The sequence below is a fragment of the Streptomyces sp. D2-8 genome (assembly GCF_023184515.1).
Classification (GTDB): Bacteria; Actinomycetota; Actinomycetes; order Streptomycetales; family Streptomycetaceae; genus Streptomyces.
In genome coordinates this window covers 838,867-860,948 of sequence record NZ_JAAHBP010000001.1, presented here as the reverse complement: position 1 = coordinate 860,948, position 22,082 = coordinate 838,867, and the positions used below count along the sequence as shown (strand labels likewise).

Annotated in this window: 19 protein-coding genes; 11 read left to right on the top strand and 8 right to left on the bottom strand. The window is 71.2% G+C overall.

Annotation, left to right across the window (positions count from 1 at the left end; all coding sequences use genetic code 11):
- Positions 1 to 118: 118 nt before the first annotated feature.
- A complete protein-coding gene (locus G3I77_RS03855) occupies positions 119 to 1,387 on the bottom strand; it encodes an extracellular solute-binding protein (protein WP_248501066.1) in 1,269 nt (422 codons plus the stop codon).
- A gap of 368 nt (positions 1,388 to 1,755) precedes the next feature.
- On the opposite strand from G3I77_RS03855, the gene G3I77_RS03850 reads away from it, so the two are divergent.
- The gene (locus G3I77_RS03850) at positions 1,756 to 2,790 is read left to right on the top strand and encodes a LacI family DNA-binding transcriptional regulator (RefSeq protein WP_248501065.1); all 1,035 of its coding nucleotides are present in this window, start codon (positions 1,756 to 1,758) and stop codon (positions 2,788 to 2,790) included.
- A 93-nt stretch (positions 2,791 to 2,883) separates the two neighbouring features.
- On the top strand, positions 2,884 to 3,783 hold the full coding sequence (locus tag G3I77_RS03845) for a phosphatase PAP2 family protein (RefSeq protein ID WP_248501064.1): 900 nt from the start codon (positions 2,884 to 2,886) through the stop codon (positions 3,781 to 3,783).
- Here the strand turns inward: G3I77_RS03845 and G3I77_RS03840 are convergent.
- On the bottom strand, positions 3,762 to 6,770 hold the full coding sequence (locus G3I77_RS03840; protein WP_248501063.1) for a bifunctional [glutamine synthetase] adenylyltransferase/[glutamine synthetase]-adenylyl-L-tyrosine phosphorylase: 3,009 nt from the start codon (positions 6,768 to 6,770) through the stop codon (positions 3,762 to 3,764). The genes G3I77_RS03845 and G3I77_RS03840 overlap by 22 nt on opposite strands.
- A gap of 323 nt (positions 6,771 to 7,093) precedes the next feature.
- Here G3I77_RS03840 and G3I77_RS03830 point away from each other — a divergent pair, with 323 nt between their 5' ends.
- Both G3I77_RS03830 and G3I77_RS03825 read left to right on the top strand, forming a co-directional pair.
- On the top strand, positions 7,094 to 7,540 hold the full coding sequence (locus G3I77_RS03830; protein ID WP_248501062.1) for a VOC family protein: 447 nt from the start codon (positions 7,094 to 7,096) through the stop codon (positions 7,538 to 7,540).
- A gap of 56 nt (positions 7,541 to 7,596) precedes the next feature.
- Entirely contained in the window at positions 7,597 to 8,223 is a 627-nt protein-coding gene (locus tag G3I77_RS03825; RefSeq protein ID WP_248501455.1) for a VOC family protein, read from the top strand.
- A gap of 40 nt (positions 8,224 to 8,263) precedes the next feature.
- Here G3I77_RS03825 and glnA read toward each other — a convergent pair whose 3' ends face one another.
- Positions 8,264 to 9,625 carry a type I glutamate--ammonia ligase gene (glnA, locus tag G3I77_RS03820; RefSeq protein ID WP_033312643.1) on the bottom strand — a complete coding sequence of 454 codons (1,362 nt, stop codon included), beginning with the start codon at positions 9,623 to 9,625 and terminating at the stop codon, positions 8,264 to 8,266.
- A gap of 293 nt (positions 9,626 to 9,918) precedes the next feature.
- Between glnA and G3I77_RS03815 the strand changes: the two genes are divergently transcribed.
- A complete protein-coding gene (locus tag G3I77_RS03815) occupies positions 9,919 to 11,106 on the top strand; it encodes a globin domain-containing protein (RefSeq protein ID WP_248501061.1) in 1,188 nt (395 codons plus the stop codon).
- Positions 11,107 to 11,128: 22 nt separating this feature from the next.
- Here G3I77_RS03815 and G3I77_RS03810 read toward each other — a convergent pair whose 3' ends face one another.
- Positions 11,129 to 11,578, bottom strand: a complete 450-nt coding sequence (locus G3I77_RS03810) for an Rrf2 family transcriptional regulator (RefSeq protein WP_248501059.1) — start codon at positions 11,576 to 11,578, stop codon at positions 11,129 to 11,131.
- Between the two features lie 193 nt (positions 11,579 to 11,771).
- Between G3I77_RS03810 and G3I77_RS03805 the strand changes: the two genes are divergently transcribed.
- The 6 genes from G3I77_RS03805 to G3I77_RS03780 all read left to right on the top strand — a co-directional run bounded on the left by G3I77_RS03805 (position 11,772) and on the right by G3I77_RS03780 (position 16,998).
- Complete coding sequence (locus G3I77_RS03805) at positions 11,772 to 12,440, top strand: DUF3105 domain-containing protein (RefSeq protein WP_248501057.1); 669 nt, start codon at positions 11,772 to 11,774, stop codon at positions 12,438 to 12,440.
- Entirely contained in the window at positions 12,437 to 13,057 is a 621-nt protein-coding gene (locus tag G3I77_RS03800; RefSeq protein ID WP_248501055.1) for a DUF305 domain-containing protein, read from the top strand. Before G3I77_RS03805 ends, G3I77_RS03800 begins: the two co-directional genes overlap by 4 nt.
- A 229-nt stretch (positions 13,058 to 13,286) precedes the next feature.
- Entirely contained in the window at positions 13,287 to 13,994 is a 708-nt protein-coding gene (locus G3I77_RS03795) for a hypothetical protein (RefSeq protein WP_308311356.1), read from the top strand.
- A 45-nt stretch (positions 13,995 to 14,039) separates the two neighbouring features.
- Complete coding sequence (locus G3I77_RS03790) at positions 14,040 to 15,794, top strand: NAD+ synthase (protein WP_248501054.1); 1,755 nt, start codon at positions 14,040 to 14,042, stop codon at positions 15,792 to 15,794.
- 128 nt (positions 15,795 to 15,922) lie between these two features.
- A complete protein-coding gene (locus G3I77_RS03785; protein ID WP_248501053.1) occupies positions 15,923 to 16,318 on the top strand; it encodes a VOC family protein in 396 nt (131 codons plus the stop codon).
- Between the two features lie 98 nt (positions 16,319 to 16,416).
- Positions 16,417 to 16,998: an O-methyltransferase gene (locus tag G3I77_RS03780; protein ID WP_248501454.1), complete on the top strand. Its 582-nt coding sequence runs from the start codon at positions 16,417 to 16,419 to the stop codon at positions 16,996 to 16,998.
- Positions 16,999 to 17,057: 59 nt separating this feature from the next.
- Here the strand turns inward: G3I77_RS03780 and G3I77_RS03775 are convergent, their stop codons facing one another.
- The 4 genes from G3I77_RS03775 to G3I77_RS03760 all read right to left on the bottom strand — a co-directional run bounded on the left by G3I77_RS03775 (position 17,058) and on the right by G3I77_RS03760 (position 21,964).
- Positions 17,058 to 18,275, bottom strand: coding sequence for an MFS transporter (locus G3I77_RS03775; RefSeq protein ID WP_248501052.1), 1,218 nt, complete (start codon positions 18,273 to 18,275; stop codon positions 17,058 to 17,060).
- A gap of 136 nt (positions 18,276 to 18,411) precedes the next feature.
- The gene (locus tag G3I77_RS03770) at positions 18,412 to 19,464 is read right to left on the bottom strand and encodes an endonuclease/exonuclease/phosphatase family protein (RefSeq protein WP_248501050.1); all 1,053 of its coding nucleotides are present in this window, start codon (positions 19,462 to 19,464) and stop codon (positions 18,412 to 18,414) included.
- Positions 19,465 to 19,642: 178 nt separating this feature from the next.
- Complete coding sequence (locus G3I77_RS03765; RefSeq protein ID WP_374385286.1) at positions 19,643 to 20,323, bottom strand: TetR/AcrR family transcriptional regulator; 681 nt, start codon at positions 20,321 to 20,323, stop codon at positions 19,643 to 19,645.
- Positions 20,324 to 20,362: 39 nt separating this feature from the next.
- Entirely contained in the window at positions 20,363 to 21,964 is a 1,602-nt protein-coding gene (locus G3I77_RS03760; RefSeq protein ID WP_248501048.1) for an MFS transporter, read from the bottom strand.
- Between the last annotated feature and the right edge of the window lie 118 nt (positions 21,965 to 22,082).

The window sequence follows — 22,082 nt, the reverse complement described above, 5'->3', positions numbered from 1 at the left end:
TTCGACAACCTTCTTCGCGAACTGGAGATCAGCTGGAGATCAGGGGGTACGGCACACAGGCCGGTGGCCGCCGGATCCTTCCCCCCTCTGCGCTGGAGGATCCGGCGGCCACACGGGCCTACTTGCTGTAGTCCGGGAGCAGCTTGGCGATGGAGGTCTCGGCGCTGCTCAGCCCCTGGTCCAGGGACTTCTTGCCACCGGCGATGGCGAGCAGTTCGTCGTCCAGCGGCGTCCACAGCGAGCTGTACTCGGGCAGCTCCGGACGCGGCTGGGCGGCGGCGAGCACGCCCTGGTAGCCGGCGATGCCCGGGTCGGCCTTGACCTGGTCGGTGTAGGCGTCGTCGCGCGTCGGCAGCGTGTTGTTCTTCAGCGCGATGGTCTCCTGGGCCTTGGCCGAGGTCATGAACTTCACGAACTTCAGCGAGGCCTCCTGGTGGGCCTTGTCCGAGCCCGCGTACACCGAGAGGTTGTGGCCGCCGGTCGGGGCGCCCGCCTTGCCGGAGGAGCCGGCCGGGACGGTGGCGATGCCGAGGTTGGCCTTGTCCTTGAACGCCGAGCCCTTGTAGAAGTTCGTGATCTCCCACGGGCCCTGGATGATCGAGGCGACCTTGCCGCTGACGAACGCCTCCTGGATGTGGGCGTAGGCGTCGGCGGTGGTGTCGGCCTTGTGCAGGCCCTTGCCCTTGAACAGGTCCTGCCAGGTGCCGTAGGCCTTCTTGGCCGCGGGCGAGGTGACCGTGATCTTCTTGGCGTCGACGTCGACGGTGTCGGCGCCCTCGCCGTAGAGGAAGGAGTGGGCGTAGTAGGACTGGGTCGAGCCCCAGTAGCCGTCGACGCCGGTCTTGTCCTTGATCGTGGCCGCGGCCTTCTTCAGGTCGTCCCAGGTCTTGGGAGCCTCGACGCCGGCCTTCTCGAACAGGGCCTTGTTGTAGACCAGGGCCAGGGTGTCCGTGGTGAACGGCGCGCCGTAGGTCTTGCCCTCGTACTGGGCCTGCTTGATCAGGTTCGGCTTGAACTCGTCCTGCTCGGCCAGGGCGTCGGTGCCGTCCAGCGGCAGGAAGAAGCCCTTCTTGGCGAAGGCGGGGGTCCAGCCGACCTCGGAGCGCAGCACGTCCGGGGCGCCCTTGGAACCGGCGGCGGTGTCGAACTTGTTCTGCGCCTGGTCGAAGGGGACGTTGACGTACTTGACCTTGATGTCCTTGTTGGCGGCCTCGAACTCCTTGACCAGGGCCTTGTACGTCGGCGCCTCGTTGGTCGCGTTGGAGGTGTCCCACCAGGTGATGGTGACCGGGCCGCCGGCCTCGTCGCCGCTGTCGCTTCCGCCGCAGGCCGTCGCCGCCAGGGCGAGGGACGCCACCAGCGCGGTGGCCGCTATGCCACGCCGCATGAGTTCTCCTTGAGGGTGAAGCCCGTTCGTGCTGCCGACTGCGCCGTTGGCGGCCGGGCGTCGGTGACATTAACCGCGCAGCAAAAAGTTGCAAGCGATGCGGATGGTTACCCCGCCGTGACCTCCCCTCGACCCCTGTCACGCCCGGAGTTCCGGCTGTTCGACAGGCAGTCGGACGGCTGTGCAAGACTCTGCAAGCACTTGCTATCCGTTTCCGCCGGGGGAATCATCCGTTGCGGACCGGACGCCGACCACGACTCTTTTTGGGGACCGCGATGACCCAGCAACCCGCAGCGGGCCGTGCGACGGCACGCATCAGGCGTCCCGTCGGTGTGCAGGGAGAACCCCGGCCGCTACAGTCCAGTGCTGTGACCACACGGCTTGCCGACATCGCGTTGCAGGCGGGGGTGAGCGAAGCGACCGTCAGCCGCGTCCTCAACGGGAAGCCGGGCGTCGCCGCCACCACCCGCCAGTCCGTGCTGGCCGCTCTCGACGTGCTGGGCTACGAACGCCCGGTGCGCCTGCGCCAGCGCAGCGAGGGGCTGGTGGGGCTGATCACCCCGGAGCTGGAGAACCCGATCTTCCCGGCCCTGGCGCAGGTCATCGGCCAGGCGCTGACGCGGCAGGGCTACACGCCGGTACTGGCCACCCAGACCCCGGGCGGCTCGACCGAGGACGAGCTCACGGAGATGCTCGTGGACCGTGGGGTCGCCGGCATCATCTACGTCTCCGGACTGCACGCGGACACCACCGCCGACATGCAGCGCTACGACCGGCTGCGCGCCCAGGGCGTGCCCTACGTGCTGGTCGACGGCTTCTCGCCGAAGGTGCAGGCGCCGTTCATCTCCCCCGACGACCGCGCGGCGATGAGCCTCGCGGTCACGCACCTGGTGTCCCTGGGGCACACCCGGATCGGCCTGGCCCTCGGGCCCAAGCGGTTCGTGCCGGTGCAGCGCAAGATCGAGGGGTTCGTGCGAACAGTGCAGGACCAGTTGGGTCTGGGCGCCGAGACCGTCGAGGCGGAGCTGGTGCAGCACTCCCTGTACACCCTTGAGGGTGGTCAGGCGGCGACCACGGCGCTGATCGAGCGGAACTGCACGGCCGTGGTGTGCGCCAGCGACATGATGGCGCTGGGCGCGATCCGGGCGGCCCGGCAGCTCGGCCTGGACGTGCCGAAGGACTTCTCCGTGGTCGGCTTCGACGACTCCCCGCTGATCGCCTTCACCGACCCGCCCCTGACCACGATCCGCAAGCCCGTCCCGGCGATGGGGCAGGCGGCCGTGCGCACGCTGCTGGAGGAGATCGGCGGGACGCCCGCGCCGCACAGTGAGTTCGTGTTCATGCCGGAACTGGTGGTGCGCGGTTCGACCGCTTCGGCTCCCGGGGAACGCGGTCGTTCCTGAGGCCCGCGGCCTGATGTCGCCCTAGGACATGCGGCTCGGGCCGGGCCGCGGGATGATCGGTGGGGAAGTCCTTTTCTGGCAGACTTTGCGCCTATGGGTGAAACGACCGTAACGAAGCCGGAGGGCCTGGAAGCGGCCCTCCCGGACCCCGTTGCGGCCGATCCGGGGCGTGGTCCGCTGAACCGGCTGCGCACCCCGCGCCGGCCCCGGTTCTGGTTCGAGATCCTGCTGATCGCGGTGAGTTACTGGACGTACTCGCTCGTCCGCAACGCCGTACCAGAGCAGAAGGCCGAGGCGCTGCGCAACGCCGACTGGATCTGGCGGGTCGAGCACCATCTGGGCATCGCCGTCGAGGAGTCGGTCAACCACGCCGTGAACGCGGTGCATTGGCTCATCGTCGGAATGAACTACTACTACGCGACGCTCCACTTCATCGTCACGCTGGGTGTCCTGGTGTGGCTGTACCGTCGCCATCCCGGCCGTTACGCGGCAACCCGCCTGGTGCTGTTCGCGACCACGGCCGTCGCCCTGGTCGGTTACTACCTGTATCCGCTGGCGCCCCCGCGGCTGATGAACGGCGGCGACTTCATCGACACGGTCATGGTCCACCAGACCTGGGGTTCGATGGCGTCCGGCGATCTGAAGCACATGTCCAACCAGTACGCCGCGATGCCGTCGATGCACATCGGCTGGTCCGTGTGGTGCGGGCTGACGATCTTCGCCCTGGCGAGAATCCCCTGGGTGCGGGTGCTGGGCGCGCTGTACCCGGTGCTGACGCTGGTGGTCATCGTGGCCACGGCCAACCACTTCTGGCTGGACGCGGTCGGTGGCGTGCTGTGCCTGGCCTTCGGGTTCGCGGTGGCCGGGGTCTGCTACGGACGGCAGCCGTACGCGCTGCCGCAGACGGTGCCGGCGCGCGGACCGGACGCCTCCCGGAAGCGGAACGGGCCTGATCCGAACAGCCGCCGGCGTCAGCGCTCGGCCGCCCCGTAGAACAGCTCCTCCACCACGCCCCGCGCCCTGCGTGCGGTCCGCCGGTACCCGTCGAGCATGTCGCCGACATGACCGGGGCCGTAGCCCAAGTACCGTCCTACGGCGGCCAGTTCCCGGGGATCCGAGGGGAAGGTGTCGGCGGCCCGGCCGCGGACCAGCATCACCGCGTTGCGGACGCGGGTCGCGAGGACCCAGGCCTCGTCGAGGGTCGCCGCGTCCTCGTCCCGGATCAGCCCGGCGGTGCGGGCCGCGGCCAGGGCCTCGCGGGTGCGGGTGGTGCGCAGGCCCGGCTCCGTCGAGCCGTGCCGCAGCTGCATGAGCTGCACGGTCCACTCCACGTCGGACAGACCACCCGGCCCGAGCTTGGCGTGCAGCTTGGGGTCGGCGCCGCGCGGCAGCCGCTCGGACTCCATGCGGGCCTTCAGCCGCCGGATGTCGCGGACGGCCTCGTCGGCGAGCCCGTCGGCCGGGTAGCGCAGCGGGTCGACCAGCTCGATGAAGCGGCGGCCCAGGTCCTCGTCGCCTGCGACGGGCTCGGCCCGCAGCAGCGCGTGCGACTCCCACGTCAGGGCCCACCGGCGGTAGTACGCCGCGTACGAGGTGAGGGTGCGGACCAGCGGCCCGGACTTGCCCTCGGGGCGCAGGTCGGCGTCGATGAGCAGGGGCGGGTCGGCGCTGGGGATCTGCAGCAGGCGGCGCATCTCGGAGACGACCTTGTTCGCCGCCTCGGAGGCCTCCCGCTCGTCGACGCCGTCGCGCGGTTCGTGCACGAACAGCACGTCCGCGTCCGAGCCGTAGCCCAGCTCGTGGCCGCCGAACCGGCCCATGCCGATGATCGCGAACCGGGTGGGCAGGTCGTCCCCCCAGCCGTCCCGCACGACCGCGCGGAGCGTGCCGGCCAGGGTCGCGGACGTCAGGTCCGAGATCGCGCCGCCGACCCGGTCCACCAGCGCGCCCTGGTCGGCCTCGGCGGGCTGCTCCTCGGTGCCGTAGGAGCCGACGATGTCGGCGGCGGCCGTGCGGAACAGCTCGCGGCGGCGCACACCGCGGGCGGCCGTGACCGCCTGGGCGCCGCCCTCGGCGCGCTTCACCGCGGCGAGTATCTCCTGCTCCAGATGGGCGCGCGACCGTGGCTCCAGGCCGCCGCCGTCGCCGTCGCCGAGCAGCGCGACCGCCTCCGGGGCGCGCATGAGCAGGTCGGGCGCGAGCCGGCCGGCGGACAGCACACGGGCGAGGTTCTGCGCGGCGGCGCCCTCGTCCCGGAGCAGCCGCAGGTACCAGGGGGTCTTGCCGAGCGCGTCCGAGACCTTGCGGAAGCCCAGCAGGCCCGCGTCCGGGTCGGCCGAGTCGGCGAACCAGCCGAGCAGCACGGGCAGCAGGGTGCGCTGGATGGCGGCCTTGCGGGTGACGCCGGAGGCCAGTGCCTCCAGGTGGCGCAGGGCGGAGGCCGGGTCGGCGTACCCGAGGGCGACCATGCGTTCCCGGGCCGCTTCGGTACTGAGCCGGGCCTCGCCGGTGGCGAGCTGGGCCACCGCGTCGAGCAGCGGCCGGTAGAAGAGCTTCTCGTGCAGCCGGCGTACGACGCCCGCGTGCCGCCGCCACTCGCGGTGCAGGTCGGCGACCGGGTCCTTGCGCAGGCCCAGGGAGCGGCCGATGCGGCGCAGCTCGGCCTCGTCCTCGGGGACGAGGTGGGTGCGCCGCAGCCGGAACAGCTGGATGCGGTGCTCCATGGAGCGCAGGAAGCGGTAGGCCTCGTCGAGCTGGGCCGCGTCGGCCCGGCCGACGTAGCCGCCGGCGGCGAGGGCCCCCAGCGCGTCCAGGGTCGTACCGCTGCGCAGGGAGGTGTCGGCCCGGCCGTGCACCAGCTGGAGCAGCTGCACGGCGAACTCGACGTCCCGCAGGCCGCCCGGGCCCAGCTTCAGCTGGCGGTCGACCTCGGCGACGGGGATGTTCTCCACGACCCGGCGGCGCATCTTCTGCACGTCGGGGACGAAGTTCTCGCGCTCGGCGGCCTTCCACACCAGGGGCTGGACGGCGGCGACGTACTCCTCGCCGAGGTCGAGGTCGCCGGCCACCGGGCGGGCCTTGAGCAGCGCCTGGAACTCCCAGGTCTTGGCCCAGCGCTGGTAGTAGGCGAGATGGCTGGAGAGAGTCCGCACGAGCGGGCCGTTCCTGCCCTCGGGCCGGAGGTTGGCGTCGACGGGCCAGATGGAGCCCTCGACCGTCGTCTCGGAGCAGATCCGCATCATGTGCGAGGCGAGCCGGGTCGCGGCGCGCACGGCCTTGGTCTCGTCGGTCCCCTCGGTGGCCTCCCCGACGAAGATGACGTCCACGTCGGAGACGTAGTTCAGCTCGTGGCCGCCGCACTTGCCCATCGCGATGACCGCGAGCCGGCACAGGGCGGTGTCCTCGGGCGCCGCCGCCTCGGCGATGGCGAGGGCGGCGCGCAGGGTGGCGGTGGCGAGGTCGGCGAGCTCGGCGGCGGACTCGGCGACGCCCGTGGTGCCGCACACGTCCCGGGCGGCGATGGACAGCAGGCAGCGCCGGTAGGCGACGCGCAGGGAGACCGGGTCGGCGGCTTCCGCGAGGCCGGCCTCGAACTCCTCCACCCCGGGGTGCAGGTCGTACGCCTCGTACATGACGAGGGCCTGCCAGTCGTCCGGGTGCCGGGTGAGGTGGTCGGCGAGGGCGGTGGAGGCACCCAGGACGCCCAGCAGCCGGTCGCGCAGCGGCTTGGAGGAGATCAGGGTGTCCAGCAGTTCCCGGCGGGCGCCGGGGCTCCGCTGGGCCTCCAGCAGCCGGACGAGTCCGAGCAGCGCGAGATCGGGGTCGGCGGTGACGCCCAGCGCCTCCAGCAGCACCGGGTCGTCGCGCAGAGGCGCGAGCTCAGGGCTGTCCAGGAGCCGCTCGGCGGCGGACGCGTCGGTGAAGCCGTGCCGCAGCAGCCGTGTGAAGGTACTGCTCCTGCGCCCCGGCGCCGCCGTCATCCGGGCCTCCCTCGCACTGTTCCTCGGACATCCATCGGATCAAGGTCATACGGCTTTGAGCCTAACCGCACAGGCCGGGGGAAGCGCCGACGAGTTCGGCAGGCGGACGGGGCCGCGCGTGCTACGGGGACTGGCCGCGACGTGGGAGGCGACGTACGGCGCTTTCTGGCCACATGGGGTACGGGAAGGCCATTTCCGCCACGGCACGGGCCGTGGGGCCGTCCACTCGGTGGCGCCGCACACCGTTTTCGGCTTCGGTGAGGGGGAGCCGTTCAGCCGGACGAGCCGGCGGTTCGCACGAGGCCGGACGAAGGAGTCACGCCATGGACATCACCCTCGAAGTCATCCCGCTGCCCGTGACCGACATCGACCGCGCCCGGGACTTCTACCGGGACAAGGTCGGCTTCCACGTGGACATCGACCAGGAGGTCATGCCCGGGATGCGGATCATCCAGCTGACCCCTCCGGGTTCCGGCTGCTCGATCGCCCTGGGCGAGTCGATCTGGCAGATGACCCCCGGCCCCACCCCGGCCCCCGGCTCCTACCAGGGCCTGCAACTGTGCGTCGCCGACATCAAGGCGGCCCACGCGGAGCTGGTCGCCCGCGGCCTCGACATCTCGGAACCGGTCCAGTACTCCCCGGACGACGGCGCCACGTTCATGCACTTCCAGGACCCGGACGGCAACGGGTGGGCGGTGCAGGAGTACCGGCGGCGGGCCACGGAGCCGCTGCATCAGCTGCTGGCCGACCTGAAGCGGCAGCAGGCCTGACAACCCGGTCAGGAATCGAGAAGCACGGTTCCCGGAGCGCGATTAGCGTCGTTGTCATGACTTCCATCGCATCCGTCACTCTCGAGGTGGCCGACCCCGCCGCCGCCGGCCGCTTCTACTCCGCCGCCTTCGGGCTGGACGACCGGCTGCGCCTGCGGGCGTCGGAGGCACCGTCCTCCGGCTTCCGCGGGTTCACGCTGTCGCTCGTGGTCTCCCAGCCGGCCGATGTGGACGCCCTCGTCGACGCGGCCGTGCAGGCCGGCGCGACGACGCTGAAGCCCGCCGCCAAGTCGCTGTGGGGCTACGGGGGCGTCGTGCAGGCCCCGGACGGGACGATCTGGCAGATCGCGTCGTCGTCGAAGAAGAACACCGGCCCGGCGACCCGGCAGGTCGACGAGTTCGTCCTGCTGCTCGGCGTCGAGGACGTGAAGGCCAGCAAGCAGTTCTACGTCGATCACGGCCTGGCCGTGGGGAAGAGCTTCGGCGGCAAGTACGTCGAGTTCGCCACCGGACCGGGCCCGGTCAAGCTGGCCCTGTACAAGCGCCGCGGCCTCGCCAAGGTCGCCGGCGTCTCCCCCGACGGCACCGGCTCCCACCGCCTCGTCATCGGCGGCGACGCCGGGCCGTTCACCGACCCGGACGGATTCGCGTGGACGACGGCGTCGGAGAACGCGTCGGTGTGAGCGGTGCCGCGGGATGTCCGTCGGCCGAGGCCGGCGGGACCTACAGCGCCGGAAGGTTCTTCCGCAGTTCGAACGCGGTCACCTCGGACCGGTACTCCTCCCACTCCTGGCGCTTGTTGCGCAGGAAGAAGTCGAAGACGTGCTCGCCGAGGGTCTCGGCGACGAGGTCGCTGCGTTCCATGAGGGTCAGGGCCTCGCCGAGGTTCTGGGGAAGCGGCTCGATGCCCATGGCGCGGCGCTCCGCGTCGGAGAGGGCCCAGACGTCGTCCTCCGCGCCGGGCGGGAGCTCGTAGCCCTCCTCGATGCCCTTGAGGCCGGCGGCCAGCAGCAGCGCGTACGCCAGGTACGGGTTGGCGCCGGAGTCGAGGGAGCGGACCTCGACCCGCGCCGAGCCCGTCTTGCCGGGCTTGTACATGGGGACGCGGACGAGCGCCGAGCGGTTGTTGTGGCCCCAGCAGATGTACGAGGGGGCTTCGCCGCCCGCACCCGCGGTGCGCTCCGCGCCGCCCCAGATGCGCTTGTAGGAGTTCACCCACTGGTTGGTGACCGCGGAGATCTCCGCCGCGTGCCGCAGCAGGCCCGCGATGAAGGAGCGGCCGACCTTGGAGAGCTGGTACTCCGAGCCCGACTCGTAGAAGGCGTTGCGGTCGCCCTCGAAGAGGGAGAGGTGGGTGTGCATGCCGGAGCCCGGGTGCTCCGAGAACGGCTTCGGCATGAACGTCGCGTGCACGCCCTGCTCCAGGGCCACCTGCTTCATGACGAGGCGGAACGTCATGACGTTGTCGGCCGTGGACAGCGCGTCGGCGTAGCGGAGGTCGATCTCCTGCTGGCCGGGGGCGCCCTCGTGGTGGGAGAACTCCACCGAGATGCCCATCGACTCCAGCATCGTGATCGCCTGGCGGCGGAAGTCCATGCCGACGTTGGTCGGGGTGTGGTCGAAGTAGCCGGAGTTGTCGGCCGGGGTGGGGCGGGAGCCGTCCAGCGGGCGGTCCTTCAGCAGGAAGAACTCGATCTCCGGGTGGGTGTAGAAGGTGAAGCCCAGGTCGGAGGTGCGGGCCAGGGCGCGCTTGAGGACGTAGCGCGGGTCGGCGAAGGACGGGGAGCCGTCCGGCATGAGGATGTCGCAGAACATGCGGGCCGTGCCCGGGGCCTCCGCACGCCAGGGCAGGATCTGGAAGGTCGACGGGTCCGGCTTGGCGATCATGTCGGACTCGTAGACCCGGGCGAAGCCCTCGATCGCGGAGCCGTCGAAGCCGATGCCCTCGTCGAAGGCCTGCTCCAGCTCGGCCGGGGCCACGGCGACGGACTTGAGGAAGCCCAGCACGTCCGTGAACCACAGGCGTACGAACCGGATGTCGCGCTCCTCCAACGTCCGGAGCACGAACTCCTGCTGCTTGTCCATCTTCCGCTTCCCCATCCTTGCTGGTCAGGCCGCCTGTCTTCCGTACCACGGGAGGCGGTCGGGCACCTGAGCATCCCACCACACCACCATTTCGTACGCGTTGCGGACCATGATCGCCCGGGCGACCCGGGGCCGAACGCCTCACACACGGCAGGTGAACTGCTCTTCCGCCCATAGTGCCTGCTCGCACCGACATCCGTAACGGCCGGTTCCCCTCCCCGCGCCCCAGCTTAATTTGCATCTCAGATGCAAGTTTAAATATCGTGCGCACAGTCGAGCCCTGAGGAGCCCTGATGCTGTCCGACCAGTCCGCCGCCACCGTCCGCGCCACACTCCCCGCCGTCGGCGGGGCCCTCGGCGCGATCACCGAGCGCTTCTACGCCGGGCTGTTCGCGGCCCACCCGGAGCTGCTGCGGGACCTGTTCAACCGGGGCAACCAGGCCTCCGGCACCCAGCGGCAGGCGCTGGCCGGTTCCATCGCCGCCTTCGCCACGCACCTGCTGGACCGCCCCGGGCAGCGGCCGGACGCGATGCTGCAGCGCATCGCCCACAAGCACGCCTCGCTCGGCGTCACCCCGGAGCAGTACCGCATCGTCCACGAGCACCTCTTCGCCGCCATCGCCGAGGTGCTCGGCGACGCCGTCACGCCCGAGGTCGCCGCCGCCTGGGACGAGGTCTACTGGCTGATGACGAACGCCCTGATCGCCGTGGAGCAGCGGCTGCGCGAGGAGCGCGGCGGGCACACCTGGCGGGCCTGGGAGGTCGTGGAGCGGGTCGCCGAGACCGCGGACGTCGCCACGTTCCGGCTGCGGCCGACCGACGGCGGCCCGGTGCGGGACTTCCTCGCGGGCCAGTACGTCTCCGTCCGCGTCGCCCTCGCGGACGGTGCCCGGCAGATACGGCAGTACAGCCTGTCCGGGGCGCCCGCCCCGGACCTGCGGCAGATCAGCGTGAAGCGCGTGCGCGAGGCCGGCGCCCCCGACGGCGAGGTCTCGAACCACCTGCACGCGCGCGTACAGGTGGGCGACGTCCTGGAGCTGTCCGAGCCGTACGGCGACCTGGTCCTGGACGCCGGCCCCGACACGCCGCTGCTGCTGGCCTCGGCGGGCATCGGCGTGACCCCGATGACCGCGATGCTGGCGCACCTCGCCGACTCGGGGCACCGCGCCCCGGTCACCGTCGTGCACGCCGACCGCTCCCCCGCGGCCCACGCCCTGCGCACCGACCACGAGGCCTACGCGGCCAAGCTGCCGGACGCGGCCGTCCACCTCTGGTATGAGCAGGACGCCCCCTCAGGCGCCCACGCCGGCCTGGTCGACCTCACCGGCGTCCCCCTCGCCCCGGGCACGCGCGCGTACCTGTGCGGCCCGCTGCCGTTCATGCGGGCGGTACGGACCCAGCTGATCGCGAAGGGCGTGGCACCCGCCGACATCCACTACGAGGTGTTCGGCCCGGACCTGTGGCTGGCGGGCCGGGAATAGGGCCTGCCGTTCGGATCAGGCCCTAGCCGTCACGGGGGTCGGCGCCCCGCGAGATCCCCAGCAGCAGTGCCCCGGTCGGCTCCGCCACGATGTCCTCAACCGTGACCGGGTCCAGTGAGGTGAAGAACGCCTCCTGGGCCCGGCGCAGGGCGGTACGCAGGCGGCAGGCCGATTTGAGGGGGCAGGGGGTGGGGCCCTCGCAGTCGACGACGTCGCCGCTGCCCTCGAAGGCGCGGACCACGGCGCCCACCGAGGCCCTACGGCCCTGCTCGGTGAGGGTGAGTCCGCCGCCGCGGCCGCGGCGGGCCTCGAGCAGCCCCATGTGCTGGAGCTCGGCGACGACCTTCGCCAGGTGGGTGTACGGCACGTCCATGCCGTCCGCGACCTCCCGGGTCGTCGGAGTCGACTCGCCCGCGACGGCGAGCCGCATCAGGACCCGCAGGGCGAGGTCGGTGGAGCGCAGCAGCCGCATGCAGGCAGCGTAGGTAATGGGAATCCGTGGTTCAAATTATCCGGTGGGAGCGGGCCCCGGACCCCCGAAGCTGTCGCGCGGCTGTCGGTGCCGTATCGATTCGGCCCATTCCGGTGGCTGCTCTACGAGGCGCCACGCCTCCCCCATTACGATCAGCCCACCCGACCGTCACTTTTCCCACGAAGGACACCTCATGGGCTCCGCCAACAAGAGCAGCACGGACCGCAAGGCGCGAATAGAGCAGATGCGGCGCGCCGAGCAGTCCCGTGAGCGTCGCAACCGGGCCCTCACGATCGGGGCCAGCGTCGTGGTCGTGGTCGGACTCGTGGTCGGCGGCGTCGTGCTCGTGCGGTCCCAGGACGACAAGGGCAGCACCACCGCGGCGGCGAGCGACTCCTCGGGCAAGGGCAAGTTCGTGACGGGCAAGGACGGCGTGAAGACCTGGGAGGGGAAGCTGGCCCGCAACCACGTCACCAAGGCCGTGAAGTACGCCTCCGAGCCGCCGGTCGGCGGTGACCACAACCGGGTCTGGATGAACTGCAACGGCGACGTCTACACCGAGCAGCTCGACAACACCAACGCCGTGCACTCGCTGGAGCACGGCGCGGTGTGGGTGACGTACAACGCCGCGGCGAAGAAGGCCGACATCGACGCGCTCGCGGCGAAGGTGAAGAAGACGCCGTACACGCTGATGAGCCCGGTGGACGACCAGAAGGACCCGATCATGCTCTCGGCGTGGGGCCACCAGCGCACGGTGACGGGCGCGAGCGACCCGAACGTGGACACGTTCCTGGAGAGGTTCGTCCAGGGCGAGCAGACCCCCGAGCCGGGTGCCGCCTGCACGAACGGGCTGTCCAGGTGAGGCACGTCGGTCTGATCGCCGGGGCCGCGGCGGCGGCGCTCGTCTCCGCCGGTGCGATCACCTACGCCGTCGCCGGGGACGACGGCAGCGGCAGGACGCCGTCGGCCGAGTCCGCGGACGCCGGGTTCGCGCGGGACATGGCGGTGCACCACCAGCAGGCCGTGGAGATGTCGTACATCGTGCGCGACCGCACCGAGGACGAGGCGGTCCGGCGCCTGGCGTACGACATCGCGCAGACGCAGGCCAACCAGCGCGGCATGATGCTCGGCTGGCTCGACCTGTGGGGCCTGCCCAAGGTGTCCTCCGAACCGCCGATGACCTGGATGGACATGGGCGGCATGGCCTCCGGCAAGGACGGCGCGCTGATGCCGGGCATGGCGACCAACTCCGAGATGAAGAAGCTCGGCGAGCTCAGCGGGAAGCGGGCGGAGGTCTTCTTCCTCCAGCTGATGACGGACCATCACAAGGGCGGCGTCCACATGGCCGAGGGCTGTGCGGACAAGTGCGCGGTCGGCGTGGAGAAGCGGCTCGCGCAGGGCATGGTGGACGCGCAGCAGTCGGAGATCGGCCTGATGACGGACATGCTCAAGGAGCGGGGCGCGGCGCCGCGCTCGTAGGGACGGTGGGCGCGTAAGCCCCACATCGCCCCGCCCGGCTGCTTCTTGGGCTCTTCTTGGCCTCCGTGGAGCGCTTCTTGGGCTGCGCCATTCCCTGGCATGAACGGTTCATCGCGAGAGTGGCGACCGTCGAGTGATCCACTCGCGACGAACCGCACGGGGGGTTCCATGAGATCCAACCGCGCTGCCGCTTCAGTCGGCCCTGGCCAAGGGGGTGGTGGCAGTGGACATGAACGACGACCACCTCGCCGCCTGGCACCTCGACATCCACGGCAACCCCGTCGGCGAACCCAAGCGCTTCTTCTACGAACTGTCGGGCAGCACACAACACCGGGACGCCCAGATCCGCCACGCGCTGACCCGGCTGCTGCACCACACCCGCCGCCGCGCAGCCACGGCGATCGCGCTCGGGGACCTCGACTTCACCGACGGCAAGAGCCGGGAGAAGCGTGGCCGTAACAAGCGATTCCGCCGTCCGGTCTCCCGCTTCCCCACCGCGCGCCTCAAAGCCAGGCCGGTGTCGATGGCCGCTGAGCAGAACATCGCCATTGTCGCGGTCGACCCCGCCTACACCTCCCGGTGGGGTGCCCAGCACTGGCAGCAGCCGCTGACCACACCCACCCGCAAGACCACCCGCCGCGACGCGGCAGCCGTGGCGATCGGACGGCGCGCCCTGGGGCATCCGATCCGGCGACGGGCGGCACCGCCCCGTAACGACCAGAGCGATCGTTGCGGGCACCGGACCGTCCAGGCCGGACCGGGCACCCCGGGGCGTGAGGAACCCCGCCCCCGCATTCCCGGACCACGACCAGGAGTCGTGCCGCCCGCACGCCGAGCGAAGGCGGGCGACCAGCGTGCCCAACACCGTTCGGAGCACGCGGCTGAGCACGAGCCCTGGCACCAGGACTCACTCCCACTCAGTCTTCAGGAACGGTGACCCACACCACCCCATTGCGTCGCTCTGACGATTACACTGGGCGGCGTGCCTCAACTACGTCTCGCCCTGAACCAGATCGACGCCGGCGTCGGCGACCTCGCCGGGAACACCGAGTCGATCGTCCGCTGGACCCGGCACTCCGCCGAGCAGGGAGCGCATCTCGTGGCGTTCCCGGAGATGGTGCTGACCGGGTATCCCGTCGAGGACCTGGCGCTCAGGTCGTCCTTCGTGGAGGCCTCGCGCACGGCGCTGCGCTCGCTCGCCGCCCGCCTGGCCGAGGAGGGCTTCGGAGAGCTGCCGGTGATCGTCGGCTATCTCGACCGCAGTGCGACCGCCCAGCCGAAGTACGGCCAGCCGGCCGGCGCGCCGCAGAACGCGGGTGCGGTGCTGTACGGCGGCGAGGTGGTCCTGAACTACGCCAAGCACCACCTGCCGAACTACGGCGTGTTCGACGAGTTCCGCTACTTCGTGCCCGGCGACAGCATGCCGGTGCTGCGGGTGCACGGCGTGGATGTCGCCCTGGCCATCTGCGAGGACCTCTGGCAGGACGGCGGCCGTGTCCCCGCCGCCCGTTCGGCGCAGGCGGGCCTGCTGGTCTCGATCAACGCCTCCCCGTATGAGCGCAACAAGGACGACACGCGCCTGGAGCTGGTCCGCAAGCGGGCCCAGGAAGCCGGCTGCACCACGGCGTACCTGGCCATGATCGGCGGCCAGGACGAGCTGGTGTTCGACGGCGACTCGATCGTCGTCGACAGGGACGGCGAGGTCGTGGCCCGGGCGCCGCAGTTCTCCGAGGGCTGTGTGGTCCTGGACCTGGACCTGCCGGCGGCGTCGGCGGACGCGCCGACGGGCGTGGTCGACGACGGTCTGCGCATCGACCGGGTCGTCCTCTCGGAGGAGCCGCTCGCCCCGTACGAGCCCGAGCTCACGGGTGGTTACGCGGACCGTCTGGAGGACGACGAGGAAGTCTACTCGGCGCTGGTCGTGGGCCTGCGGGCGTACGTCGCGAAGAACGGCTTCACGTCGGTCCTGATCGGCCTGTCGGGCGGTATCGACTCGGCGCTGGTCGCGGCGATCGCGTGCGACGCGGTGGGCGCGCAGAACGTGTACGGCGTGTCGATGCCGTCGAAGTACTCCTCGGACCACTCCAAGGACGACGCGGCCGAACTGGCCCGCCGCACGGGCCTGAACTACCGCACGGTCGCGATCGAGCCCATGTTCGACGCGTACATGGGCTCGCTGGGCCTGACGGGCCTGGCGGAGGAGAACCTCCAGTCGCGTCTGCGCGGCACGCTGCTCATGGCGATCTCCAACCAGGAGGGCCACATCGTCCTGGCCCCCGGCAACAAGTCGGAGCTGGCGGTCGGCTACTCCACGCTCTACGGCGACTCGGTCGGGGCGTACGGCCCCATCAAGGACGTCTACAAGACGTCGGTCTTCCGCCTCGCCGAGTGGCGCAACCGGGCCGCCCTGGAGCGCGGCCAGACCCCGCCGATCCCCGAGAACTCCCTCACCAAGCCCCCGAGCGCGGAACTGCGCCCGGGCCAGGTCGACACGGACTCGCTGCCCGACTACCCGGTGCTGGACGCGATCCTGGAGCTGTACGTCGACCGGGACCGGGGCGCGGACGAGATCGTGGCGGCCGGTTTCGACGCGGAACTGGTCGCGAAGACGCTGCGCATGGTCGACACGGCCGAGTACAAGCGGCGCCAGTACCCGCCGGGTACGAAGATCTCGCCGAAGGGCTTCGGCAAGGACCGGCGGCTGCCGATCACGAACGGGTGGCGGGAGTCGCTCTGACGGGCAAGGGTCGGGAGGTACAAGCCTCGGCTCGGCATCCCGGGCCCGGCGGTCGCCCAGCGCCACACGGCGCTGGAGGCCGCCGGCCCCGTCGAGACCCGAGTTCCACCTGACCACGGGAGCCCGCCGTGAGGATCCATCTCACCAGCGTCTTCGTCGACGACCAGGCCGAAGCCCTCCGCTTCTACACCGAGGTCCTCGGCTTCGTGAAGAAGTACGACGTCCCGGTGGGCGGGAAGGACCGCTGGCTGACCGTCGTCTCCCCCGAGGAGCCCGGCGGCACGGAACTGCTGCTGGAGCCCGCCGGCCACCCGGCCGTCGAGCCCTACCGCGACGCGCTCGTCGGCGACGGCATCCCGGTCGCCCAGTTCGCCGTCGACGACGTCCGGGCCGAGCACGAGCGCCTGAGCGGCCTCGGCGTCCGCTTCACCCAGGAGCCCCTGGACATGGGCCCCGTCACCACGGCCGTCTTCGACGACACCTGCGGCAACCTGATCCAGATCGCCACCCGGCCGCAGCAGTGAGCCTGCGGCGCGCCGGGTCCCACGCACACCGCCACCACCGCGACCGGCAGCCGACCGGGATGCCCGTCAGGTAGCGTCGGGCCCGTCGTGAAGGGGGCCTGGTCATGAGTGAGCGTGCCGTTCCGGCGCGTGTGCTGACCGCCGAACGCCTCGCCGTCGAGGCGGGGTTCGCGAAGAGCTGCATCCCGGAGGTCGGCAGGCTGCTGAGGACGGCCGCCGCTGCCAAGCCCGGTGGGGTCGTCGCCGAGAGCGGCACGGGGTCGGGGGTGGGGACCGCCTGGCTGCACAGTGGTCTCGGGGTCGGTGCGCGGCTCGTCACCGTGGAGCGGGACGAGGAGCGGGCCCGGCGCGCTGCAAGGATCTTCGCCGACGACAGCCGCGTCAGCGTGCTGGCCGGCGACTGGCGGCTGCTCGAACGGCACGCCCCGTTCGACGTGTTCTTCTGTGACGGCGGCGGCAAACGCGACGATCCCCGGAGGGTCGTCGAACTGCTCGCTCCCGGGGGGATTCTCGTCCTGGACGACTTCACTCCGTCGGCCGAGTGGCCGCCCCGGTTCGGGGGTGAGGTGGACGAGCTGCGCCTGTTCTATCTGACCCATCCGGAGCTGGAGGCCTCCGAAGTCCTCACCACGCCCACGAGTTCAGCGGTCGTCGCGGCGCGGCGCCAGGCCCCCCGGTAGGCAGAAAGAACGGCAGCTCATGGGACCGGGTCCCACGGGCTGCCGCGTGCCGGAAGCCGTCAGTGGCGCACTGCTTCCGCCTCCTGCGGGACATGGCTCGCCACGATCCGCTCGCGTCCGGCGACCGGAGCCCGGCGCCGGTCCACCGCGTAGGCCAGCGACGCCACGGCCAGGCCGAGGACGGCCAGGGCCACGCCGGCCAGGGCCGGGGAGGTGACGCCGAAGCCCGCGGCCAGGGCGAGGCCGCCGATCCAGGCGCCGCCGGCGTTGGCCAGGTTGAAGGCGGCCTGGTTGGCCGAGGAGGCCAGGGACGGGGCCGAGGAGGCCTTCTCCATGACCATCAGCTGCAGCGGGGAGCCGGTGGCGAAGGCCGCCATGCCGAGCAGGATCACGGCCACGGCGGCGGTGATCTCCGTGCGCATCAGCAGCGGGAACAGCGCCAGGACCGCCACCAGCGAGGCCAGGCCGCCGAACAGCGTGCCGCGCAGGGAGTGGTCGGCCAGGCGGCCGCCCAGCAGGTTGCCGGCGGTCGCGCCGACGCCGAACAGCGCCAGCAGCAGGGTGACGCCGGCGCCCGCGTAGCCGGCGGCATCCGTGAGCATCGGCGTGATGTAGCTGTAGGCCGCGAAGAGGGCGCCGAAACCCGCGACGGTCGTGCCGAGCGACAGCCAGACCGGGAGGGAGTTCAGGGCGGCGAGTTCGCCGCGCAGGCCGTGGGCGGTGGTGTGCTCGTGGTCGTGCGGGATGAGGAGGGCGAGCGCGGCGATCGCCGCCAGGCCGATGGCGCTGACGCCGAGGAAGGTCGCCCTCCAGCCGAGGTGCTGGCCCATCAGGGTCGCGACCGGCACGCCCGCGACGTTCGCGACCGTCAGGCCGAGGAACATCAGGGAGACCGAGCGCGCCTTGCGTTCGGGGGCGACCATGCTCGTCGCGACGACGGCGCCCACGCCGAAGAAGGCGCCGTGCGGCAGACCGCTCAGGAAGCGGGCGGCCAGCAGCCAGCCGTTGTCGGGCGCGAGGGCCGACAGAGCGTTGCCCACGACGAACAGTCCCATCAGGCCGATCAGGACCGTGCGCCGGGACATCCTGGCGGTGACCGCGGCCAGCAGTGGGGCGCCGATGACGACGCCCAGCGCGTACGCCGACACCAGATGGCCGGCGCTGGGTATCGAGATGTTCAGGTCGTCCGCGACATCGGGCAGCAGCCCCATCATCACGAACTCGGTCGTGCCGATGCCGAAGGCGCCCACGGCAAGGGCGAGCAGGGCCAGGGGCATGAAGGAGCCTTTCGAGACTTGCTTGGAGATCCGTACGCGTATGTTCAAGTACGGAACAAAGTCTCGCAGGCGCGCTATTCCACGAGGTGACGCCGCAGCTGCGGATTTCTGTCGGAAATGCCCTGACCAGCGGGTTTCAGGAGCCGCTTGTGGTGACCCTCACACGGGCGGCGACGGGGAGATGGTCGCTGCCGGTCTGCGGGAGGGTCCACGAGCTCTCCGGCTTCAGGCCCCGGACCATGATCTGGTCGATGCGCGCCATCGGGAACGAGGCGGGCCAGCTGAAGCCGAAGCCGTTGCCGGCCGCGCCCTGCGTGGAGCGCATCTGGGACGTGACGGCGTTGAGCGCGCGGTCGTTCATGGTGCCGTTCAGGTCGCCGAGCAGGACGACGTTCTTCAGCGGCTCGTGGGCGATGGCCTCGCCGAGGTAGTCGGCGCTGCGGTCGCGCTGGCGGGCCGTGAAGCCGGCCTCCATCTTCACGCGCACCGACGGCAGATGGGCGATGTAGACCGCGAGCTGCCCGGACGGGGCGGTCACGGTGGCGCGCATCGCGCGCGTCCAGCCCATGTCGAGGTCGACGTCCCGCACGCCGGTCAGCGGGTACTTGCTCCACACGCCGACCGTGCCCTGCACCGAGTGGTAGCGGTAGGTCGACGCCAGCGCCTGCTCGTACGTCGGGACCTCGTCCGGCGTCAGCTCCTCCAGGGCCAGCACGTCCGCGCCGGAGGCGGCCACGTCACGGGCGGTGCCGGCCGGGTCCGGGTTGTCGGCGTTGACGTTGTGCGTGACCACCGTGAGGTCGCCGCCGGTCGCGGTCTTGTCGCTGAGCTGGCCGCCGAAGAGGTTCAGCCACACCACGGACGGCAGCACCAGTGCGATCAGCGCGGTCGCGGACCTGCGGACCAGGGCGAGGACGAGCAGCACCGGGACGAGGAGCCCCAGCCAGGGCAGGAACGTCTCGGTGAGGCTGCCCAGGTTGCCGATCGCGTTCGGGATGCGCGAGTGCAGCCCCATGACCAGGGCCAGCAGCGCCGCGCAGGCGGCGACGAACAGTCCGCGCCGCCAGATCCTCGGGTCGCCCCGCCAGGAGCCCGCCAGCCGGTCGAACAGGCGCCGAAGCCGGGTTCCCCGGTGCTCGGGCCCCGAGCCGCCGTTGTCCGTCTCCGTCATGTACGCCTGCTGGGCCATACCGTCGCCTCACTGCCTGCCGTGCACACCATCGCCCCCGTGTCTTTACGACCCTAGGGGATGATCCGTTCCGTTCCCGCCGTCCCTCGACGGCCGTACGGGGGCGATGACGTTCGACCCCCCGCGGTGAGTTCCGATCACGCCCGCCGAAAGCGCCCTCTGTGACGAAACGCGCACACTAGGAGCCGCGGGAGGCCGAACTGACAGAGGGTGAGCTGCCGGGGCGCAGTCCTTCGAGCAGGGTGTCGACGACCTGCTCGGCGAGGTCGTCGGGGAGGTCGGCGTCGGGGCGCAGCACGGCGCGTACCAGCACCGGGCCGACGAACAGGTCGTTCAGCAGTTCGAGGTCGAGGTCCGCGCGCAGTTCGCCGTTCTCCCGGCCGCGGCGCAGGACCTCCAGGCCGAGCCGGCGGCGCGGGGCGACGACGGTGGCGTGGTACGCCGCCCAGAGCTTCGGGCTGCTCTTCATCTGGGCCTGCACGCTGTGCAGGATCGCCGAGGAGCGGTTGGCCAGGCCGCGCCGGCGCACCTGCTCCAGCAGGACCACGAGGTCGTCGCGCATGGAGGTGCCGGGGAGCGGCGGGTCCGGGGGCTCGGCGGCGCGCACGACGTCGACGAAGAGCTCCTCCTTGCCGCTCCAGCGGCGGTAGATGGTGGCCTTGCCGACGCCGGCGGTGCGGGCGATGCGCTCGATGGACAGCTCGGCGAGGGGCACGCCCTCCTCCAGGAGCTTCATCACGCCCTCGATGATGGCGCGCTCGACGGCCTCGCTTCGGGGGCGGCCCCTGGTGGGACCGTCGTGCGGGGAGTGCCGTTCGGCGAGGCTCACGTCGCTGCGTCCTTTCCTGACGGGGCACATGCGTTCCCGGCTGCGGGAAAAGGGAATTCTCCCGCAGGTCTACGACCCTGTGTGCGACAACTCCGCTCCCTCGTCGGCCTGCTGGGACGCCGACGGCTTCCCCGGCAGGCACAGCACCACGACGACCGCTCCGGCCAGGGCGACGCCCGCACCGCACAGGGCGGTGACGTGCATCGCGTGCAGGTACGCGTCGTAGGCCGGGGTGACGAGGGACTCGCCCCGCGGGCCCAGCTCGGCCGCGACGCCGAGCGTGGCCTCGATGGACTCCCCCGCGGTGTGGCGCAGGGCCGGGGGCAGCGCACCGAGCTTGTCCTCGATGCCCGTGCGGTAGGCCGTGGACAGCACCGAGCCGAGGACGGCGATGCCGAGGGCGCCGCCGACCTGCCGGAAGGTGTTGCTGAGCGCGGAGGCGGAGCCGGCCTTCTCGCGGGGCAGGGCCTGCATGATGACGACGCTGACCGGCGTCATGATGTGCGCCGTGCCGGTGCCCATGAGGAAGAAGATCACTTCCAGGATCCAGATGGGGGTGCCGGCGTCCAGGGTGGTGAAGGCGGCCAGCGTGGCGGCGATGACGAGCAGGCCGGCCGTGGTCGTGGCCCGGTTGCCGAAGCGGTCGACCACCAGCCGGGCGCGCGGCGCGAAGATCAGCTGGGCGGCGGCCAGCGGCAGCATCAGCAGGCCGGTCTGCAGCGGCGAGTAGCCGCGCACGCTCTGCGTGTAGAAGACGGAGAAGAAGGTCACGCCCATCAGCGCGAAGAAGACCAGCGCGACGGCGGCGATGGCCGCCGAGAAGACCTTGCTCCTGAAGTACGTGACGTCGACGGACGGGTGGTCGCTGCGCTTCTCGAACACGACGAAGGCCACGAGCACGGCGAGCCCGGCGCCGATCGTCGCCAGCACGGTGGCGTCGGTGAAGTCGGCGAGCCGGCCGCCCTCGATGATGCCGTAGACGAGCAGCACCAGGCCGACGACGGACAGGACGACGCCGACGGGGTCGATGCGGCCGGGGGCCGGGTCGCGCGAGTCGGGCACCAGCCACAGCATCAGCGCGAGCGCGAGCAGCACGATCGGCACGTTGATGAGGAAGACCGAGCCCCACCAGAAGTGGTCGAGCAGCACGCCGCCGGTGATCGGGCCGATGGCGATGGCGAGGCCGACGCCACCCGACCAGATACCGATGGCCTTCGGCTGCTCCTCGCGCTCGAAGACGTTCATGAGGACGGCGAGGGTGGCGGGCATCACGAACGCGGCACCCAGGCCCATCACGGCCCGGAAGGTGATCAGCTCGCCCGGCGAGCCGGAGAACGCGGCGCACGCGGAGCCGATGCCGAACACGGCGAGACCGCCGAGCAGCACCCTCTTGCGGCCCAGCCGGTCGCCGAGCAGCCCGGCGGTGAACAGCAGGCCCGCGAAGACGAGGGTGTAGGCGTTGATCGCCCACTCCAGTTCGCTCTGCGTGGCGCCCAGGCCGGTGGGAGCCGGGGTGGAGATCGTCTTGATGGCGACGTTCAGGATGGAGTTGTCGAGCACCACGATCAGCAGGCTCATCATCAGCACGCCGAGGATCGCCCAGCGGCGCCGGTGCACCGCTTCCGGTACACGCGGGCCGGCGGGGGCGGCGGGGTCGGCAGGAGCAGTCATGCACGCAACCCTAGAACCATTTCGATACGAGACCGTCTCGTATTGGAATTCTCTTACCGGGATCTTACGCAACTTTCCGCTCGCGGGCTCCCGGGCGGAACTCACAGGGGCTCCCCAG

What these genes read in the sequence shown, in the direction of transcription:
- G3I77_RS03810 (WP_248501059.1), bottom strand. Translation starts at nt 11,578, where the DNA reads ATGCGGCTGCTGCGCTCCACCGACCTCGCCCTGCGGGTCCTGATGCGG.
- G3I77_RS03845 (WP_248501064.1), top strand. Translation starts at nt 2,884, where the DNA reads ATGGGTGAAACGACCGTAACGAAGCCGGAGGGCCTGGAAGCGGCCCTC.
- G3I77_RS03825 (WP_248501455.1), top strand. Translation starts at nt 7,597, where the DNA reads ATGACTTCCATCGCATCCGTCACTCTCGAGGTGGCCGACCCCGCCGCC.
- G3I77_RS03855 (WP_248501066.1), bottom strand. Translation starts at nt 1,387, where the DNA reads ATGCGGCGTGGCATAGCGGCCACCGCGCTGGTGGCGTCCCTCGCCCTG.
- G3I77_RS03765 (WP_374385286.1), bottom strand. Translation starts at nt 20,323, where the DNA reads ATGTGCCCCGTCAGGAAAGGACGCAGCGACGTGAGCCTCGCCGAACGG.
- glnA (WP_033312643.1), bottom strand. Translation starts at nt 9,625, where the DNA reads ATGGACAAGCAGCAGGAGTTCGTGCTCCGGACGTTGGAGGAGCGCGAC.
- G3I77_RS03830 (WP_248501062.1), top strand. Translation starts at nt 7,094, where the DNA reads ATGGACATCACCCTCGAAGTCATCCCGCTGCCCGTGACCGACATCGAC.
- G3I77_RS03795 (WP_308311356.1), top strand. Translation starts at nt 13,287, where the DNA reads ATGAACGACGACCACCTCGCCGCCTGGCACCTCGACATCCACGGCAAC.
- G3I77_RS03775 (WP_248501052.1), bottom strand. Translation starts at nt 18,275, where the DNA reads ATGCCCCTGGCCCTGCTCGCCCTTGCCGTGGGCGCCTTCGGCATCGGC.
- G3I77_RS03840 (WP_248501063.1), bottom strand. Translation starts at nt 6,770, where the DNA reads ATGACGGCGGCGCCGGGGCGCAGGAGCAGTACCTTCACACGGCTGCTG.
- G3I77_RS03805 (WP_248501057.1), top strand. Translation starts at nt 11,772, where the DNA reads ATGGGCTCCGCCAACAAGAGCAGCACGGACCGCAAGGCGCGAATAGAG.
- G3I77_RS03815 (WP_248501061.1), top strand. Translation starts at nt 9,919, where the DNA reads ATGCTGTCCGACCAGTCCGCCGCCACCGTCCGCGCCACACTCCCCGCC.
- G3I77_RS03770 (WP_248501050.1), bottom strand. Translation starts at nt 19,464, where the DNA reads ATGGCCCAGCAGGCGTACATGACGGAGACGGACAACGGCGGCTCGGGG.
- G3I77_RS03760 (WP_248501048.1), bottom strand. Translation starts at nt 21,964, where the DNA reads ATGACTGCTCCTGCCGACCCCGCCGCCCCCGCCGGCCCGCGTGTACCG.